Source organism: Zwartia hollandica, assembly GCF_019923725.1.
GTDB lineage: Bacteria > Pseudomonadota > Gammaproteobacteria > Burkholderiales > Burkholderiaceae_B > Zwartia > Zwartia hollandica.
The window spans coordinates 462,357-479,345 of the sequence record NZ_JAHXRI010000010.1; the positions used below are offsets into that span (position 1 = coordinate 462,357).

19 protein-coding genes are annotated in these 16,989 nt (G+C 51.4%); 5 read left to right on the plus strand and 14 right to left on the minus strand.

Annotated elements, in window-relative coordinates; genetic code table 11:
- Positions 1 to 46: 46 nt before the first annotated feature.
- The 5 genes from KZZ10_RS12945 to KZZ10_RS12965 all read right to left on the minus strand — a co-directional run bounded on the left by KZZ10_RS12945 (position 47) and on the right by KZZ10_RS12965 (position 4,165).
- On the minus strand, positions 47 to 1,204 hold the full coding sequence (locus KZZ10_RS12945; protein WP_259661943.1) for an acyl-CoA dehydrogenase family protein: 1,158 nt from the start codon (positions 1,202 to 1,204) through the stop codon (positions 47 to 49).
- A gap of 18 nt (positions 1,205 to 1,222) precedes the next feature.
- Positions 1,223 to 2,434 carry an acyl-CoA dehydrogenase family protein gene (locus tag KZZ10_RS12950; protein ID WP_259661944.1) on the minus strand — a complete coding sequence of 404 codons (1,212 nt, stop codon included), beginning with the start codon at positions 2,432 to 2,434 and terminating at the stop codon, positions 1,223 to 1,225.
- Between the two features lie 188 nt (positions 2,435 to 2,622).
- The gene (locus tag KZZ10_RS12955; protein WP_259661945.1) at positions 2,623 to 3,288 is read right to left on the minus strand and encodes a cytochrome b/b6 domain-containing protein; all 666 of its coding nucleotides are present in this window, start codon (positions 3,286 to 3,288) and stop codon (positions 2,623 to 2,625) included.
- A complete protein-coding gene (locus tag KZZ10_RS12960) occupies positions 3,285 to 3,764 on the minus strand; it encodes a diheme cytochrome c (RefSeq protein WP_259661946.1) in 480 nt (159 codons plus the stop codon). Before KZZ10_RS12960 ends, KZZ10_RS12955 begins: the two co-directional genes overlap by 4 nt.
- On the minus strand, positions 3,761 to 4,165 hold the full coding sequence (locus tag KZZ10_RS12965; RefSeq protein WP_259661947.1) for a DUF1924 domain-containing protein: 405 nt from the start codon (positions 4,163 to 4,165) through the stop codon (positions 3,761 to 3,763). The genes KZZ10_RS12960 and KZZ10_RS12965 overlap by 4 nt, the downstream gene beginning before the upstream one ends.
- A 135-nt stretch (positions 4,166 to 4,300) precedes the next feature.
- Here KZZ10_RS12965 and KZZ10_RS12970 point away from each other — a divergent pair, with 135 nt between their 5' ends.
- Genes KZZ10_RS12970 through KZZ10_RS12980 form a run of 3 tightly spaced genes read left to right on the plus strand, consistent with a single transcriptional unit; the run spans position 4,301 to position 6,708 of the window.
- Positions 4,301 to 4,630, plus strand: a complete 330-nt coding sequence (locus KZZ10_RS12970) for a PepSY domain-containing protein (protein WP_259661948.1) — start codon at positions 4,301 to 4,303, stop codon at positions 4,628 to 4,630.
- A 3-nt stretch (positions 4,631 to 4,633) separates the two neighbouring features.
- Positions 4,634 to 5,299 carry a response regulator transcription factor gene (locus KZZ10_RS12975; RefSeq protein WP_259661949.1) on the plus strand — a complete coding sequence of 222 codons (666 nt, stop codon included), beginning with the start codon at positions 4,634 to 4,636 and terminating at the stop codon, positions 5,297 to 5,299.
- Positions 5,300 to 5,301: 2 nt separating this feature from the next.
- Positions 5,302 to 6,708, plus strand: coding sequence for an ATP-binding protein (locus tag KZZ10_RS12980; protein ID WP_259661950.1), 1,407 nt, complete (start codon positions 5,302 to 5,304; stop codon positions 6,706 to 6,708).
- Here the strand turns inward: KZZ10_RS12980 and KZZ10_RS12985 are convergent.
- Genes KZZ10_RS12985 through KZZ10_RS13020 form a run of 8 tightly spaced genes read right to left on the minus strand, consistent with a single transcriptional unit; the run spans position 6,705 to position 14,611 of the window.
- Positions 6,705 to 8,342, minus strand: a complete 1,638-nt coding sequence (locus KZZ10_RS12985; RefSeq protein WP_259661951.1) for a class I adenylate-forming enzyme family protein — start codon at positions 8,340 to 8,342, stop codon at positions 6,705 to 6,707. The two genes, KZZ10_RS12980 and KZZ10_RS12985, sit on opposite strands and share 4 nt — an antisense overlap.
- A gap of 15 nt (positions 8,343 to 8,357) precedes the next feature.
- Positions 8,358 to 9,137: an SDR family oxidoreductase gene (locus KZZ10_RS12990; RefSeq protein ID WP_259661952.1), complete on the minus strand. Its 780-nt coding sequence runs from the start codon at positions 9,135 to 9,137 to the stop codon at positions 8,358 to 8,360.
- Positions 9,137 to 10,000: an amidohydrolase family protein gene (locus tag KZZ10_RS12995; RefSeq protein ID WP_259661953.1), complete on the minus strand. Its 864-nt coding sequence runs from the start codon at positions 9,998 to 10,000 to the stop codon at positions 9,137 to 9,139. The genes KZZ10_RS12990 and KZZ10_RS12995 overlap by 1 nt, the downstream gene beginning before the upstream one ends.
- Positions 10,001 to 10,026: 26 nt before the next feature.
- Positions 10,027 to 10,734 (minus strand): ABC transporter ATP-binding protein, encoded by a 708-nt coding sequence (locus KZZ10_RS13000; protein ID WP_259661954.1) that lies wholly within the window; start codon positions 10,732 to 10,734, stop codon positions 10,027 to 10,029.
- On the minus strand, positions 10,727 to 11,509 hold the full coding sequence (locus KZZ10_RS13005; RefSeq protein ID WP_259661955.1) for an ABC transporter ATP-binding protein: 783 nt from the start codon (positions 11,507 to 11,509) through the stop codon (positions 10,727 to 10,729). Before KZZ10_RS13005 ends, KZZ10_RS13000 begins: the two co-directional genes overlap by 8 nt.
- 4 nt (positions 11,510 to 11,513) lie before the next feature.
- A complete protein-coding gene (locus KZZ10_RS13010) occupies positions 11,514 to 12,467 on the minus strand; it encodes a branched-chain amino acid ABC transporter permease (protein WP_259661956.1) in 954 nt (317 codons plus the stop codon).
- A complete protein-coding gene (locus KZZ10_RS13015) occupies positions 12,467 to 13,342 on the minus strand; it encodes a branched-chain amino acid ABC transporter permease (RefSeq protein ID WP_259661957.1) in 876 nt (291 codons plus the stop codon). The genes KZZ10_RS13010 and KZZ10_RS13015 overlap by 1 nt, the downstream gene beginning before the upstream one ends.
- Before the next feature lie 60 nt (positions 13,343 to 13,402).
- Positions 13,403 to 14,611 (minus strand): ABC transporter substrate-binding protein, encoded by a 1,209-nt coding sequence (locus tag KZZ10_RS13020; RefSeq protein WP_259661958.1) that lies wholly within the window; start codon positions 14,609 to 14,611, stop codon positions 13,403 to 13,405.
- A 179-nt stretch (positions 14,612 to 14,790) separates the two neighbouring features.
- Here KZZ10_RS13020 and KZZ10_RS13025 point away from each other — a divergent pair, with 179 nt between their 5' ends.
- Complete coding sequence (locus KZZ10_RS13025; protein ID WP_259661959.1) at positions 14,791 to 15,486, plus strand: SDR family NAD(P)-dependent oxidoreductase; 696 nt, start codon at positions 14,791 to 14,793, stop codon at positions 15,484 to 15,486.
- A gap of 8 nt (positions 15,487 to 15,494) precedes the next feature.
- Here the strand turns inward: KZZ10_RS13025 and KZZ10_RS13030 are convergent, their stop codons facing one another.
- Entirely contained in the window at positions 15,495 to 15,866 is a 372-nt protein-coding gene (locus KZZ10_RS13030) for a DUF2237 family protein (protein WP_259661960.1), read from the minus strand.
- A gap of 74 nt (positions 15,867 to 15,940) precedes the next feature.
- On the opposite strand from KZZ10_RS13030, the gene KZZ10_RS13035 reads away from it, so the two are divergent.
- Entirely contained in the window at positions 15,941 to 16,906 is a 966-nt protein-coding gene (locus KZZ10_RS13035; RefSeq protein WP_259661961.1) for a Bug family tripartite tricarboxylate transporter substrate binding protein, read from the plus strand.
- Positions 16,907 to 16,989 lie beyond the last annotated feature (83 nt).

Below are 16,989 nucleotides of genomic sequence, written 5' to 3' on the forward strand. Positions count from 1 at the left end.
TAGTGCGACTAACTTTCGCCTCTTGGTGACCGCGAACCACCTACAACTATTGTTGTGGGATCGCTCCGATGCGCACTTTACCTGGCTGATCTAACAGCGCGGCTGCAATGGTGCGACGATGCTCTGCAGCTGTGCCCCCTCGCAAACTCCAGGAAGCCACACGACGATACCAAAGGTTCAAGTCAAAGTCACGAATAAAGCCCATACCACCATGGATCTGTTGCGCCGAGCGCACCACCATCATGCATTGCTCGTTACCGAAAGATTTTGCCTGAGCAACATTGACGCGACAGGGAAGTTGTTGATCCATGCGCCACAAGGCCTCGCGTGACAACATCGTTGTGCCATCGATGGCGTTCACCATGTTTGCACACAGATGCTGGATCGCCTGGAACGCTCCAATAGGCTGTCCAAAGGCTTCCCGCTGCTTGGCATGTGCAACAGCCATGTCCAGGGTTCTGCGACCAGCGCCCGCCATCATTGAGGCATAAAGCACTGCCGACAAGTCCATGACTTCATGTGCGACCGCATTACCGCTAGCGCTTTGTCCGATCCGTGCAGTCAAAGGCACCCGCACGTTCTCGAATTTAAGGTTTGCTTCGCCATCTTTGGCCATGGAGACCAAGGCTTCGCTCGACAAGCCTTGGGCGTTGGTTGACACAAGGACGGCGCCCAGGTTATGGGGCGCTTGCGCTTCACGATACAGTACCAGACAAAGCTGCGAAGCACGGAAGCTTCCGACAAAGCTCTTTACGCCATTCAAGACCAACTCATTGCCTTCGACACGACCGTCAAGAACGATTGAATCGGTAGTCCAGCGTCCGTTTTTCTCGGCAACGGCATGACTGAGAATCAGTTCACCTGCCAGCACACCTTGCAACAACTGTTGCTGCTCTGGACTGCCATGCCGATCAATGACCATGGCTGGCACCATCGTCGAGTGCAACGGAATCGGCGCAATGTGATAACCGGCCAATTCAAACAGCAGGCCTAAGTAGGTGAGAGGCAATGCCTCGCCACCATTCTTTTCTGACAAACAAAGTTGCAACCAGCCGTTTTCCGCAAACTTCGTCCAAAGTGCAGGCGCGTATTGCAACGCATCGGTCTCGACCTGCCGGACAAGCGCTGAGGAGCACTCACCCGCCAAAAACTCAGACGCAGCCTCTTTGATCTGTATCTCTTGATCGTCAAGCAAAATATCCATTATCGATTCACCTATTCTTTATTTCGCTGCGCGGGGCAAGCCCAAGCCAATACGGGCGACTTGATCACGCATCACCTGCACGCTGCCATGATTGATCGTGGACTGATAGGCACCCAAGATGTTGTGTGCAAAGACGCCCTTCTCAATCGCATCGGGCGAACCTTGCATCAGCTGTGCATAAGGCCCCAAGATCTGGCTAATCGCTTCGGTCGTGCGCACACTGTGCTCCGGTGCGAATACTTTTTCTGCGGAGCCTTCGTAGGTGAACTTGCCGCCATGCTGCTCAATACTGATGCTGCGCATCGTCATCAGGCGGCAGACTTCTGCTTCGGTCCACATCTCTGCCACTTTGTCGCGAACTTGTGCATCTTCGCGCAAGGAGTCTTGCAATTCGCCGTCGCCATGCAGCCAGTTCACGATGTCTTCATCGCGCATCACCGAGATCAAATAGCGCCAGGCACCAACGCGATCCAAGTTCAAGCCGCGACGGGCAACTTCCCAGCCGCCGCCCTCTTCACCGAGCAGGCACGAAGCAGGCACTTCGACATCGTCAAAGAACACTTCGTTGGTGCGCTCTTCACCGTAAGTCGTCCCAAACGGAGCTGGCGGGTCGTTTTGCACTGTCCATAGTGGTCGTACTGTCATGCCTGGCATGCCCATGGGTACGAGCAAGATAGACAGGCCACGATGTCTAACCGAATCAGGATCCGTACGGCACATCAAAAAAATGTGCGTCGCATTCTGTGCATTGGTCGTGTAAATCTTTTGCCCGGTAATAATGTATTTATCGCCGACGCGCTTTGCGCGACAACGAATACCGGCTAAGTCGGTGCCACAGCCTGGTTCGCTATAGCCCTGACAGAAAATAATTTCACGTTTAATCGCACCCGGCACAAACTCTTTCTTTTGGGCTTCAGTACCAAAGGACAGAATCGCAGGTGCACCGGTGCCACCGCCAAGCGTGATGCCGGTATAGCGGTAAAACTCTTCTTCAATCACAAACTGTGCAGTCCGGTTTCCACCGCCACCACCGAACTCGGTTGGCCAGCTCCAGGCGAACCAACGCTTATCGTTCACGGTATCAAAAAATTTGCGGATCGCTGGACCCCAGCCCTCGCCTCGCTTGCCGGCCATGTTTTCAGCCCGCACTTCTTCTGTAAAGTGCTCTAACAAAAACGCACGCACTGTTGCACGTAGTTGCTCTTCTTCATCAGTGAACAAGAAATTCATCGAAGACCCTTTCGTAAACGAAAAAAACAGGTTCCGGTGTTGCGACACAACAGCGGAGATTTAACAAACAATAGGGAAAATTGAATCACAAAAATGACCTGCGCCGTATAAAAAACACGGAGCAGGCCATGGTATTACCACCAGATGGAATTATCGCTGGGTCAGTCCGCCCAGCCTAAGGGTGAGCACTAGCGAAAAAGCGACCACACCCACCAACCAACGCAACCCAGCACCAGCATTGCAGCCCAAAGTCGCTGATCCGCTTTAACCAGGTCTGGACCGGGGCCCGGGACCCTTCCTGTGACCATCGGAGATGCTATGTTGCGCAGCCGCAAAAGGCTAATCAAGGCGATTAGACCCAAGTGACCGACAACGATCCAAAGATACAGCTCTCCGAAAAACTCATGGGCGCTTTCGATGATCTTGCCGCCCAAGTCGTTGTTGACTAGGTAACCAGAACCCACCAAGGGCAAAACAAGCACCAACAGGCCCGCTACGACGAGCGCCATGAGCAGGTTTTGACCTTGCTTCCATGGTATCGCTGCAATGCTTCGAACATGTTTCACGTCGTTGAACCACTTGCGCAGTCCAGATAGCTTGCCAAAGAGCAATTTGAACCGGACATGCTTAGGTCCCACCAAGCCCCAGACAATCCTAAATCCTAGTAAGCCGAGCATGGTATAGCCCAAGGCGACATGCACGCCGCGCAGACGCTCAACGTCCGCTGTGACATAGGCCCCCAGGAAAGAAAAGGCAAACAACCAGTGAAACGTTCTCGTTGCGAGATCGTTCACGCGTCTTGTCGTGCCATGTGCCGCAACTTTAATACTCGATGGATTCAAGGTCATGCTCATTTCGGTATCCTCACAAACTTATCGTTGTAATTGCCTTCGTCGGCAGTGGTGTGACAGGCCGCACAATTGGAGGCGCTCTTTACGCTTGGTCGCAACCAAACCTCAGCATCAATCTTGCGATGCTCCCGGACGAACCATGCCGCCTTGGTGATCCGATCTTCTGCGGGCTCTTCGCGGACTTTCTTGTAGATGCCTGCCAAGGGCTCGAGCCACTTCGAGATTTCTAAGACCTCTGCCGGCTCTAGCGATGCATCGACGCCGTAATGATTGTCCAAGTGACTCAAGAGCCTACGCCACGATGCGACCGGAAGTAAGGCGGGCGGATAAGCCAGATGGCAAGAGGCACATTCGGTCCGATACTTCTCGGAAATCGTGGGGGGCAGTAGATCTTTAGATCCCGCCGCTTTCACCATTGTTCCGCCCAAAGAGGCAGCGAACAGTATTGCCAGTCCAAGGCTTGTGATTGTGTTCTTCATAGCTTGAGCGACAACAAAAATGCGATGACGTCAGACTTCTCTGCCGGTGTGCACTCACGCGACAAGACGTCCTTGCAGTTGCGACGAAACCACTTATCCACTCGCGCAGAGTCCGTTAAAGCTGCCGGGTTTGCGCTGGGCGCTAGGGGATCAATCGGCTTACCCGTGCTCGCATGCTTTGCTACTTTCGTAGGCGTCTCACCGTGGCAGGAGGCGCAGGTCCACTTTGAACCGTGTGTCGAGGTAAAAAAAAGCTGTCCGGCTTCCGCATTACCTGCGCGACCGGCCGCAACCTCAAAGCGCTGCAACTGGGCAGCCGGAGTTGTATCCCCTGCGTAGGCGGCGAAGACGCCCGCACCTAGAATGGCCGACAATAGGGTTTGGATGACGCGCTTGAACATGCAATAGCTCCTAAATCATTAATCTATGGCGTCATCATGCAGCTTCTAGTGTGTACGTTTCCTGAACCGTTCGTTCATCTTCCGTTCATCTTGAACAAGGCAAAATAGTGGTGTGAATGACACGGAATATCCAACATGAACATCGCCAAAACACACACGTTGCACATGGCTCTCGCGATCGGCGTAATCTGTCTTACTGGCATTGGCACTTTATCGTCTGCAATTGCCAGCTCTGGAGATCATCAACGCGCCACGCAGGCCGTCGAATCAGGCGAGATTTTGTCCTTACGCGTCATTCTTGAGCGTCTCGAGTCCTCCAACCCCGGACAGGTACTCGAAGTGGAGCTTGAACAAAAAAAAGGGGTTTGGATCTATGAGCTTAAAATCCTAAAAACTGGCGGTCGTTTGCAAAAATTAAAAGTAGATGCCAAAACCGGTACAGTCTTGTCAGACAAGGAGCGCTAGGCAATGCGTCTATTGGTCGTGGAAGATGAGTTGACCTTGCAACGCCAACTCGTCGAGGCACTTTCCGCAAATGGTTACACCGTCGACGTCGCCTCTGATGGTCGTGAAGCCCTATACCTGGGCCAGGAACAAGCATACGATGCCGTGATCTTGGATGTGGGCCTGCCGCTCATGGATGGGATCTCGGTTTTACGTAAATGGCGCGCTGATCAACGCACGATGCCGGTGCTTATTCTGACCGCACGAGACGACTGGCACGACAAGGTCTCTGGCATTGATGCTGGTGCTGATGATTACGTCACCAAGCCGTTTCATATGCAAGAGTTGCTTGCGCGCGTGCGCGCACTGATCCGCCGAGCGAGCGGCGTGGCGGATGCGACGCTACGTTGTGGCAAGCTTGAGCTTGATACGCGCACAGGTCGTGTGTCTTGTGAAAATGAAGTGATCGTCTTGACCAGTCATGAGTTCAAAATCTTGTCATACCTAATGCATCATCTCGACGAGGTCGTCTCTCGTACTGATCTGACAGAGCATATTTATGCGCAAGATTTTGATCGGGACTCAAACACCATTGAGGTCATGATTGGTCGCCTGCGCAAAAAGCTGCCGGATGGTTTGATACAGACTATTCGAGGCATGGGCTACCGAATGAGCAAGGCAGACTGCTGACCATGCCCAAACACCTGTTTCGTGGCTGGCGTGGCTCGCTCATGCTGCGTCTATTTGGTGGCACAGCCCTGTGGATTGCGATCGCACTGGGGCTCACGACGTTTGCGTTAGATGGACTCTTTAAAGATCAAGCTACGCGACAGTTCGAACAACAATTGCAATCCTATCTGTACCAAATCGTTGCTTCCCTTGAGCTCGACGGACAAGGCAACCCGACTATCCGTGCGGCGGGGTCAGATCCTCGCTTCTCACGTCCCGAATCAGGACTCTATTGGCAAATCAACGATACGCGCGGCGTGACCCTGCTGAAGTCCCGCTCCTTATGGGATACAAAGCTTGATATCGCCAATGATTCGTTTAAAAATGGCGAAATTCATTTTCATCCCGCCATCGGGCCAGCTGCGCAACGCCTCTTGGTCGCCGAACAGAACCTCACCCTCCCCGACGCTTCAAACAAACAACTAAGAGTGATCGTCGGCTCTGAAACGAAAGAGTTATCACGAGCGATCCAAACTTGGCAGCAGTCGCTCGCGCTGTTTGTTGGCATCCTTTTCGTGAGCCTTGTTGGCGCCGCCGCAGCACAGGTCGGCTTTGGACTCCAACCATTAAGACAACTACAGAAATCTGTAAAGAGACTTCGCGAAAGCCCTGGCGCACGCATTACGGGCACCTACCCTACCGAACTCAAGCCGCTTATCGAGGACTTCAATGCAGTCATCGACGCAAACGGAAAAATCATCGAACGTGCACGTAATCAGGCAGGTGATTTGGCGCATTCAATTAAGACGCCTATCTCAGTCATGAGCAACGCCCTGCATACTGAGAAAACACGTAGCGGCCATGACGCGGCTCTCGTGGCCTCACTTGAGGAGCAATTGCAACAATTGCAGCAACAAGTGCAATGGAGACTGAAGCGCGCGCGTATCGCGGCAAACGCAGGGGTTCCGCATAGCCGCACTTTGGTCAAAGTAACGCTCGAGCAGCTCGCACGCGTTATGCAGAAGGTCCACGCTGAAAAATCGATTCAAGTGACGGTCGGTTCAATCGCAGAGGAACTGTACTTCGCGGGTGAAGAACAAGATTTGCAAGAAATCGTGGGCAACCTTCTAGACAACGCCTTTAAATGGGCCGTGCGCTGCGTTGTGGTGCAGGCGACGCAGTCAAATGGAAGGCTGCGCATCGTGGTCGAAGACGATGGGCCTGGGTCTGAGTCACTGACGGACTCAACGCACCCACCTAGTCGCGGGCAGCGCGCGGATGAGACCGTGCCAGGAAGCGGACTCGGACTCAGTATCGTACGCGACTTAGTGACGCTTTACGACGGGACGCTTTCTTTTGAGGTTAATGTACCGAACGGGTTACGCGTTGTCAGTATATTGCCGGGCGGACTAATGTCATCACCATCTTAAAGTCTTGATTTAATGCGGGCCATAACGTCCGCCGTGAGCACATGCCGACGGATCTTTCCCGTAGGTGTGAATGGTAACTCATCGTAAAACTCAAGCATCTCTGGCAATTTGTAATCTGCCACCTGCCCCTTCAGCATCTTTATTACGTCATCCAGGGTTAGCGAATGATCCGGCTTTAGGACCACACACAAGCAGTTTTTTTCGCCCAGTCGTGTATCGTTAACTCCAACGATTGCCACATGTAAGACAGACGGGTGTCCATATAGAAATTCCTCGATCTCACGAGGAAAATATTTTTTCCCGCCTCGATTAATCATTTCCTTTCGTCTACCAACAATCATTACGTTGCCGGCGTCATCCACGTACTTTCCAAGATCTCCGGTCCTAAACCAGTCATCGGCAGTAAATAGCTCACTATTTGCCGTCGGATTATTAAAGTAGCCTAGGTGCACAGAGGGTCCGTACGCAGCTATTTCACCTTCCGCTCCGTAGGGAACATCGTTACCTTCCTCGTCGATGATCCTCAACTCCATTTGACCCACAATACGTCCAATAGTCCCATTGACCTTTTGCGGATCATCTTCAAAGCGCGTAAAGGTATGAAATCCTGTCTCGAGCATCCCATAAAGCTCAAGTAAGTGGCCTTTCATGTTCTGCTGGTAGGCTTTAATCGTTTCAATTGCCGCCGACGCACCGCCCGTAACAACCACGCGCAAAGAGCTGCAGTCATACTTCTGGAAGTGAGGAACATTCAAGATGGCAAGCAGCGATGCAGGTGCGGTTGGGATAAAAGTGATCCGATGCTTTTCAATGAGTTGCAGCGCTCGCTCTGCATCGAAGCGCTCCATTAACACAGCACAGCAGCCGGCGATGACGGTCTGTAATAAGCTGATGTAACCCCAATTGAGTCCCACGGGCAGCCAAATAAGAATCACTTCATCAGAAGTTACGCCCATCTCACCGTTAATGACTTCAATCGTATACAGCGTTGTGTTGAAGCTGTGCATCACTCCTTTCGGATCACCCGTCGTGCCAGAGGTAAAGGCCATTCGCATGACGGCATCTGGATCCATGACGACTCGATCAGACTGTGCGAGCGGCGCGCTTTGCGCTAGTCCGGCCTCTAGTGAGTGCACATTCGGCACGACTGTTTCACCGGATACGACAACGGTCTTGAGCGATGGCAAGTCACCTCTTAAGTCATCGATCATCGCTGCGTAGTCGAACCCCTTAAACGAAGCGGCGCAAACAAAGGCCTTACTATTGGAAAAGCGAAGTATGTATTCAACTTCGCGACGTCGAAAATCTGGGCTAATTTTGTTTGCAATCGCACCGATCAGTTCCAATGAAAAAAAGACAATTGGGAACTCAACACGGTTGGGAAATTGCATGGTGACCACATCACCTTCGCCAATCCCGAGGCTTTTAAAAAATGCAGCGCAACGATCGACTTGCTCTTTAAGCTGCTTGTAGGTCAGACTCCGTCTTTCGTCGATAAAGACGACTCGATCTGGATGCTCAATTGCACGCCGTTCAATACAACTATAGAACGTGATGTCTTTCCACGCACCGCTTTTGATGTAGCGATTTCTAAGCGCGGTGGTCAAGCGCGTCTGAAATTGAGCGACTGTCATGATGCCATCCTATTTTTATCTCAACGCTCGTAAGAGCCCGCCGTCGACGGGAATCGTACAGCCTGTAATGTAAGCACCCGCAGGCGAAACGAGCAATGCAACGAGGTTTGCAATATCGGCGGTGCTTCCAATGCGCCCCAAGGGGATTTCAGCGGTTAACTTTGCGCGCACGCTTTCTGGACTTTCCGTCCCTGCAGCGAAAACCTTCTGCAGTCGATCGGTGTCAATGTAGCCAGGACAAATCGTATTAACGTTTATCCCATACTTAGCGATTTCCATCGATAGTGTTTTGGCATAACCAATCAACCCAGCCCACGTTGCAACAGACAGGCCGAATCCAGCGATTGGCTGAATTGCCGAGATCGCTGAAATATTCAAAACGCTTCCCGATCCCGCTGCCTTCAAATGCGGCAGCGCTGACCGCACCATTCGTATAACACTGAACAAATTTTGTTCAACTGCTTTTTGCCATGCCACATCATCAAAGGACTCAATCGAGCCCAAAGGTGGCGCACCGTCATTGTTGACAAGTATATCTAGCCGGCCGAACTGATCAATCGCAGTCTGGACAATCCGACCGCTTTCATCCTGATCACGAATATCGGCTGACACAGGAATGACTTTGACTCCATGCTTTTCAGACAACGTTTTCGCAGCAGCCTCAAGCTTTGGGACGCGCCGGGCAAAGATAACAAGGTTAGCCCCCTCGCCTGCCAAACGGTCTGCTATCCCATAACCAATGCCCATACTGCCGCCACCCACAATTGCGACTTTATTTTTTAATCCGAGCTCCATCAGCGATCCACTCCACTCAGAAATGCCTCGGCATTCTTGTGAAAGACTTTCTCTAGAATGGCTTCTGAGTAGCCCTCCGCCTTCCACTCTGTTGTCAGGCGTTCGAAGGTATACAGCGGATAGTCGCCACCAAACATGATGCGATCCTGCAGTCGTCTTGCGATGTCATGCTTTAAATCTGGAGCAAAGTACTTGGGTGACCAACCATGCAACTCGTACCAAATATTACGTTTGTGCATCAGCACTGCAATCGTTTCAGTCTGCCACGGCCAACCGGGACGCGCTGCGACGATTCGCAGTTTCGGATTACGCGCCGCAACCATATCTAAGTGTCGCGGATGGCAGCTATCCAATAAAATCCCATTCCCGCCTGGCAAGCCGGCGCCGAGGCCCGTCGTGCCTACAAAAATCAAAACGGGTATTGAGGCCTCGATACAAAGCTTGTAATAGTCATCGTAAACCGAGTCGCTTGCCGGGACTGAGCCGGAGCCATTGACTGCGAGACCAATAAAACCCGCTTTTGAGTCGATACATCTGCGCAACTCCGCCAGACCCTCTTGCTTGCCATGAAACATCGGATCGATGTGAAACCAATTACCTAGAATGGCATCTGGGTACTTTCTTTGCATCTCGAAAGAGTAATCATGCAGAGGCTTGATCTCTTGAATCGGTGCAAATTTTGTAAACCCTAGATCCAGGATCACTTGAGCTTGACTCGCGCGAAAATAATTCGCCATCTCCTCGTCGGTGACATACTTTGTCTCAGAGTTCCATGTCTTCTTCTGCTGGGCGAGCTCAGCGGCCGTCCGTAACACATAGCCACGTTCCGTCCCCCAATGGGAGTGCATATCAATTAATTTCATATCCAACCCTTACGCAATTCAATGATCTACAAACCTAAATATGCTCGGCGTATGCTCTCGTCGGAGGATAATGAGTCCGCCGAGCCGCTGATGGCTACTTTCCCAGCTTCCAGCACGTAGGCAAAGTCCACGATCTTCAAAATCTTTCTGACGTTTTGCTCTGCAATAACAATCGTGGTCTTTCGCTCGCGGTTGATCTCAACCACCGTCGATAAGATTTGATCAAAAATCTTTGGTGCAAGACCGATGGATGGCTCATCCAGTAAGATTAAGTCTGGTTGGCCCATCAGTGCGCGGCCAATGGCCAGCATCTGTTGTTCGCCGCCCGACATCAGAGCAACCATCTGCCCAGATCGCTCTTTTAAGATCGGAAACATTTGCTGCACCTTCTCCAACCTACGAGAAAATTCTGTTCGATCTCGCAGCAAGTAGGCGCCCATTTCCAGATTTTCATAAACAGTCATCTCTGGGAACAGCATTCTTCCCTGAGGCACGAGCGTGACGCCTTGTTTAACAATTGACTGTGTCGAAACATTCGTTAAGTCATGACCGTTCAGCCGAACGTTTCCTTGTGTGACTCGCACTAATCCGGCTACCGCTTTAAACAGTGTCGTCTTTCCCGAACCATTCGCGCCTAAGACGCCAACAATACTGCCGGGCTCGACCCGCATCGAAATTCCATGCAGAACTTCTACGGGCCCATACGCAACATGTAGGTTCTCAATATCAAGCATCGGCGACTTCCTCGCCAAGATAGGCCTCAATCGCGATAGGATCTTGAGTCACTTGCTCAGGAGTCCCCTGAGTAATGACGCGACCGAGATGAAGCACCGATATGAAGTCAGCCAACTGCATCATCACCCGCATATTGTGCTCGATCACCAAAAGGGTCATACCTTCTTCACGTACGATTGACTTCAGCATTTTGATCGCAGTCAGCGCTTCTTCCTCAGACATCCCTGAAGTAGGCTCATCGAGCAACAATAATTTTGGCTTGGCAGCTAATGCGCGCGCAAGATCCAATCGCTTCAACATTCCATAGGGCAGAAGACTAGCTGGACGCTCGGCATCCTCCAGTAGTTCAAAGCGGCGTAGCAGGATATCGGCCTTCTCTTTTGCTTCAAGCTCAAGGCGTCGTGCGTGAGGTGTACCTAACAACTGTGCCAATAACCCGATTTTCAACTGCCTATGCATCCCTATCAATACATTATCGCGAACGCTTCGATCACCAAAAATTTGCACATGTTGAAAACTGCGGCTCATCCCCAAGGCGCTAATTAAATGTGGCGCCATTTTTTCAATGTTCACCCCATCAAAAACTATTTCACCTGATGTGCACTGAATGGCACCGCTGATGCTATTAATCAGCGTGGTTTTTCCTGCGCCGTTGGGACCAATCAGGCCACGAATTTGTCCCTGCGGCACATCGATCGACACATCATCTACCGCCTTCAATCCGCCGAACTGGAGTGATAAATGGCGCGTCTGTAATAGCATCTTCGTCTGCATGGAATCAATGTCCTGCCGTCGAGGCGTTCGGTTTACTTTTACGGGCTCGGAATAAGCCCACCAAACCGTTCGGCATGAAGATCAAACTCAATAATAGAATCGCTGAATACACCAAATCCCCGTACTCTTTGATTCCTCGCAAGGCCTCTGGTAGCCCGGTAAACACCACGGCACCAATGACCGATCCGGCGATGCTACCCATTCCACCCACCACAATAAAGGTGATGTAGCGCAGCGACGCAGACACCCCAAACTCCACGGGATCAATAAAGCCCACCACCATCGAAAACAAAGCTCCCGCAAGTCCGGCATACGCGGCGGAGATAGTAAAGGCCACCAACTTGACTTGCGCGACTTGTATTCCTAGAGCCTGTGCAGCGTGGGGACTCGTCCGTATCGCATCAAACGCTCTTCCGATCCTTGAGCGCATCATGTTGGCGGTGATATAAAGACAGAAGCCGCAGGAAATGGCGACGATGTAAAACAGTAAGGTTTCATTTCCCATCGACCATCCCAAAAACTCTGATGGTTCAATTTTCAATCCACGGATGCCGCCCGTCAGGTCTGGAAACTCTTCTATCAAAATTTGGGTCAAACTCAGAAATGCCAGCGTTGCCAACGCAAGATAAATACCGCTAAGACGTCGTGCAGGGTACCCGACCAGAACCCCACCCAGACTCGCCAACAGCACCGCGCCAAGCACGCAAAGCAACATAGGCAATTGCGAATGATTATTCAACAGCGTGTAGGTGTAGGCGCCAATCGCCATGAACGAGGAATGGCACAGAGAAATCTGACCTGAGTTACCTGTCAACACATTCAAGCCGAGCGCAAGAATGATGTTTATCAGAATCAGATTCAATAAGTACAAGTAGTAGGTTGGTAAAACCCATGGCGCGATACCGGCGGCAATCAAAAGCGCCACGATCACCCAGATGGTTTGTTGATTCTGCTTCATCAAATTCTCACCAGGGGTGCTCTGCCAAAAAGCCCATAGGGTCTGACGAGCAAAAAGACAACAAGTACCACAAAAGGAAGTATGTTTTTAGCCGTACTTCCAAAAAAAGCACCTGAATAGGTCTCAATTAAACCCAACAACAAGCCGCCTACGACGGCGCCTGGCAGCGAAGTGAATCCACCGATCACCGCAGCGACAAGTGCTTTAAGGACTAAATGTCCAACCTCCGGATTAATCCCGATAATAGGTGCTAACAAGATGCCACCTAAGGCACCGATTGCCGAGGAGATACCCCACGAAATCATCAACACGCGCTCAACGCTGACTCCCATCAGGCGGGCAGCCTCCTGACTTTGGGACACCGCTCGCATCGCCTTACCCAAAGGGTTGAACTTAAAGAACCAAGCCAAGCACACAACCAACATCGTTGTACAGAAAATGACCCAAAGGTACTGTGGATTGAAGACCACGCCAGCCAACCGAAAGGAAGCAAAGGGCAAGGGATTATCAATGGTGAAGAGATTATCTTGCCAATACAGTCGTATCGCACTCTTGATAATAAGTCCGATGGCAAAGGTCGCAATGACCAACGTGAACTCTGGCGCCGCCATGATGCGACGGATCATTGCACGCTCAATAAACAGCCCGACAACAAAGCCTATTAATATCGTGATCGGCAATACAATCCAGTACGGCAGAGCTAACGCTGTCAACACCAACGCGGCGTACGCCCCAACAGTAACCAGCTCACCTTGGGCAAAATTTAAAATGCTAGATGCCTTAAATGGAATGACGAGTGCTAAGGCAACGAGCGCGTATATGCTGCCAACTGATAAGCCGGCAATAAGCAACTGCAGTGCAATCGTGATAGTCATATCGAAAAGTTAGCACTGCGCCTCGCGCTTGCGCGACACGCAGTGCTCCTCAAGTGGTCCCTACTCGTAACGCTTGAGGATTTCGCTGGGCCGACTAGGCTTCCAACCCACAGGTTGCCAATTGCCGCCTTTGACCTCCATCACGGTCAATGTCAGATTGCCGATGTGATGTTTGTTGGTAAAGGTGATCGGTGCGGCGAGAGGTGACGATGCAAAGTCTTTAATTTGCTCCAAGCCAGCGATCAGGCTCTTGGTATTTAGCTCTGGTCCTGCCTTCTTCATCGCTTCAGCCAATACGTACATATCGGTGTAAGCCATCACGTCAAACACGTTCGGGCGGCCGACTGGCAAGTTTGGATACTCTTTCTTCCACTTGGCCTCCCACGCTTGCAACGTGGGGTTTGGAGTGCCTGGCAAAAACGGAATGAGCGAAAACCCTGTTGCGCCCTCAGCGTTTTCCTTGGCTGCAAGGGTAAACGACTTATCCACCATGGTGGCGCCTACAAAAAACTTTTGCTTGAGCCCTAATTCACGAGCCTGGCGCATCGCAATCGCTGCCTCAGCTGGGTTACCAAAGAACGCCACAACTTCAGCACCAGAGTTCTTCACAGCGAGCAACTGTGGCGTGAAATCCTTGTCACCTATATTGAACTCTGCTCGAGCGGCCACATTCACTTTGTAGACATCTTTTAGTGCTGTCGCTAACGCATTACCCTCGTTTTTAGGGTATTCCTCTCGGCCATTCATAATTGCAACTTTCTTCGCTTTGAGTCCATCAGCAATGAACTCTGAATAAAGTTCGCCATAGCGAGGAACCTCTGTTGTCGCACCTCTAAACAAGTAACTGCTAAAGGGAAACGTCACGGCAGGTGCCGAGGCAAACGATACATACATCACACGCTGCTGTGCTTTGATGTAGTCAATCGTGCCTACGGTTGCATTTGATCCAGCCGCACAGAAAATCATGAAAACTTTGTCTTGATCGATGAGCTTCTTCACTGCGCCAAGTGCGCGTGTTGGCGAGTGTCCATCGTCTTCAAAAATCAAACGGAATTTTCTGCCGTTTACGCCACCAGCCGCGTTAATTTCCTTAATGGCCATCGCAAGCCCATCACGACCACCCAAACCGATATAGGCCGCTGGGCCCGTAATCGGTCCAAATCCACCAATTAAGATTTCATCTTTTGTAACACCTTGCGCCGAGGCGCTGTTCGCAAACAGAACCGCAGCGGCACAGGAAACTGCTAGCCCGACTAGTTTTTTGATCATGTTTGTCTCCGATTGTTTTGCAAATTTTTTTGCAATAGTTTTTTTGTACCCTGATCTTATAGAGGGTCGAGCCCTTTTACAAGGGCGACGTGCATTAGACTCTGCAAGTAGTATGCAGCCAAGCAATAAATAGAGCCCTAAGTCAGCGTTAATGGTCCTTTCAGCTCGGATACACCAATATGCACTCCCTCGAACCAAACTATCGTGCCCTAGTCATCGGCGCCTCAGGCACGATCGGATCGGCTTTTGTCCGCGCCCTAAAGAGTGATCCACAGTGTGCGTCGGTGACAGAATTGTCGCGGCGCACAACGCCCGGGTTTAGTCTTGAAGACGAGGCAAGTATTGCCTTAGCCGCTACTGCTTTAACGGAAGTCGGGCCATTCGCCCTGATCATTGATGCAACCGGCGCACTCACCATCGATGGAATGGGGCCCGAGAAGCAAATCGGTGCCTTGAGTAGCGCAGCGCTAATGCGTAGCTTTCAGGTCAACACAATCGGCCCTTCTTTGCTGCTCAAGCATTTCTTACCGTTGCTGAGCAAAGACCGAGCGATTTATGCAAAGCTTTCTGCGCGCGTAGGCAGCATCAGTGACAATCAAAAAGGGGGGTGGTACGGCTACCGCGCATCAAAAGCAGCGTTCAATATGATGCTACAGACCGCTGGCATTGAATTTGCGCGCAAAAATAAACAGGCGGTGTTGGTCGCCTTGCAGCCCGGTACCGTCGCGTCACCTTTGTCTAAGCCGTTCGCTTCAGCCTCACATACCGTTTCAGCAGACGAATCCGTGGCTGGCCTACTCACGAATATGGACCTGCTGCAGCCAATGAGCGGTGCGCACTTTATCGATTACGCTGGCAAAGCGATTCCGTGGTGAGTAAGGACCTACGCGTCGACCGCATAGGCCGTTAATTGCTCGATCGTCACAAAATCTAAAGCACGCACGTGGGTGCACTCAAGCACTACTTCAGGAGCCACACCCGCTGCGAGCGCCTCTTTCCAGCGCAAGGCACAAAGGCACCAGCGATCGCCATCCTTCAAGCCCGCAAAGCGGTACTCAGGTCGCGGCGTGGAAAGGTCATTGCCACGGCTGCGCGAAAACTCTAAAAACTCATCCGTCACCTTGGCGCAGATGACATGACTACCCAGGTCATGCATGTCTGTGTGGCAGCAGCCATCGCGAAAGTAGCCTGTCAATGGGTCATAAGAACATGGGACTAACTCTGTGCCTAAAACATTACGCGCGCCATCACTCATGGAAGTCAGACCTGATCGGAATAAATTATTCAGATAATATAGGCTGATTCACTAACCAAATCGACAAAAACCCTATGAAATCCGCAATATTTGCTCTCGCTCTTTTTCTAGGTCTCGCAGGCCCTAGCGCTGCGCAACCCTATCCTAACAAGCCCATCAAAGTCATCGTGCCCTACCCCGCTGGTGGTAATGCCGACATCACCGCTCGGGTCATCTCGCGGAAAATGTCCGATATCTTAGGCGTGCCAGTCGTTGTAGAGAACCGCGCTGGCGCCAACGGCATGATTGGCACCGATGTCGTGGCAAAGTCTGCACCGGATGGCTACACCTTAATCGCACCCGCCAGCGGTCCAATTGTGATTAACCCAGTGCTCTACAGCAAAGTGCCTTATGACTCGATTAAAGATTTACAACCGATCAGTCAACTCACCTCTTTTCAGTACGTGTTGATTGTTCCGGCTGCCTCATCCATCAAAAGCATCCAGGATCTCGTCTCCCAGGGCAAGGCTCAGCCGGGAAAACTTAGCTATGGCTCGACAGGCATTGGTGGCGGCGGTCACCTAGCCGGCGAAATGTTCGCGCTTTTGAGCGGCGCGCAGTTCAATCACATTCCCTACAAAGGTAGCGCTCCAGCTTTAGTCGACCTCTTGGGCGGCCAGCTTTCATTTACCTTTGATACCGTGTCAACCTCAACACCGCTGATCGCAGAAAAGCGTGTCCGTGCTTATGCTGTTTCTGGTCCGACACGGGCAAGCTCCTTACCCGATATACCAACGATGGCAGAAGCGGGCTTCAAAGACTTTGACGTCACACAATTCATTGGCTTGCTGGCACCGGCGAAAACTGATCCAGCGATCGTCAAAAAACTTCAAGAAGCTGTTGCACTGGCGTTGAAGGATCCGGATGTCATTCAAAACCTTCAAGTCAAAGGTGGCAACGATCTCGTGGGTAGCACGCCCGAGGCCTTCGCAGCATTGATCCAAAAAGAACTCAAGATGTACGGAGCGCTGATTAAAAAAGCGAATATCAAACAGGAGTAGCTAGGCACTCGTTATACGCCCAGCACCGTTTAACCGGGCACGATATTTGCTTTTGACATAAACCGTTTACTTTGAAGGAATTT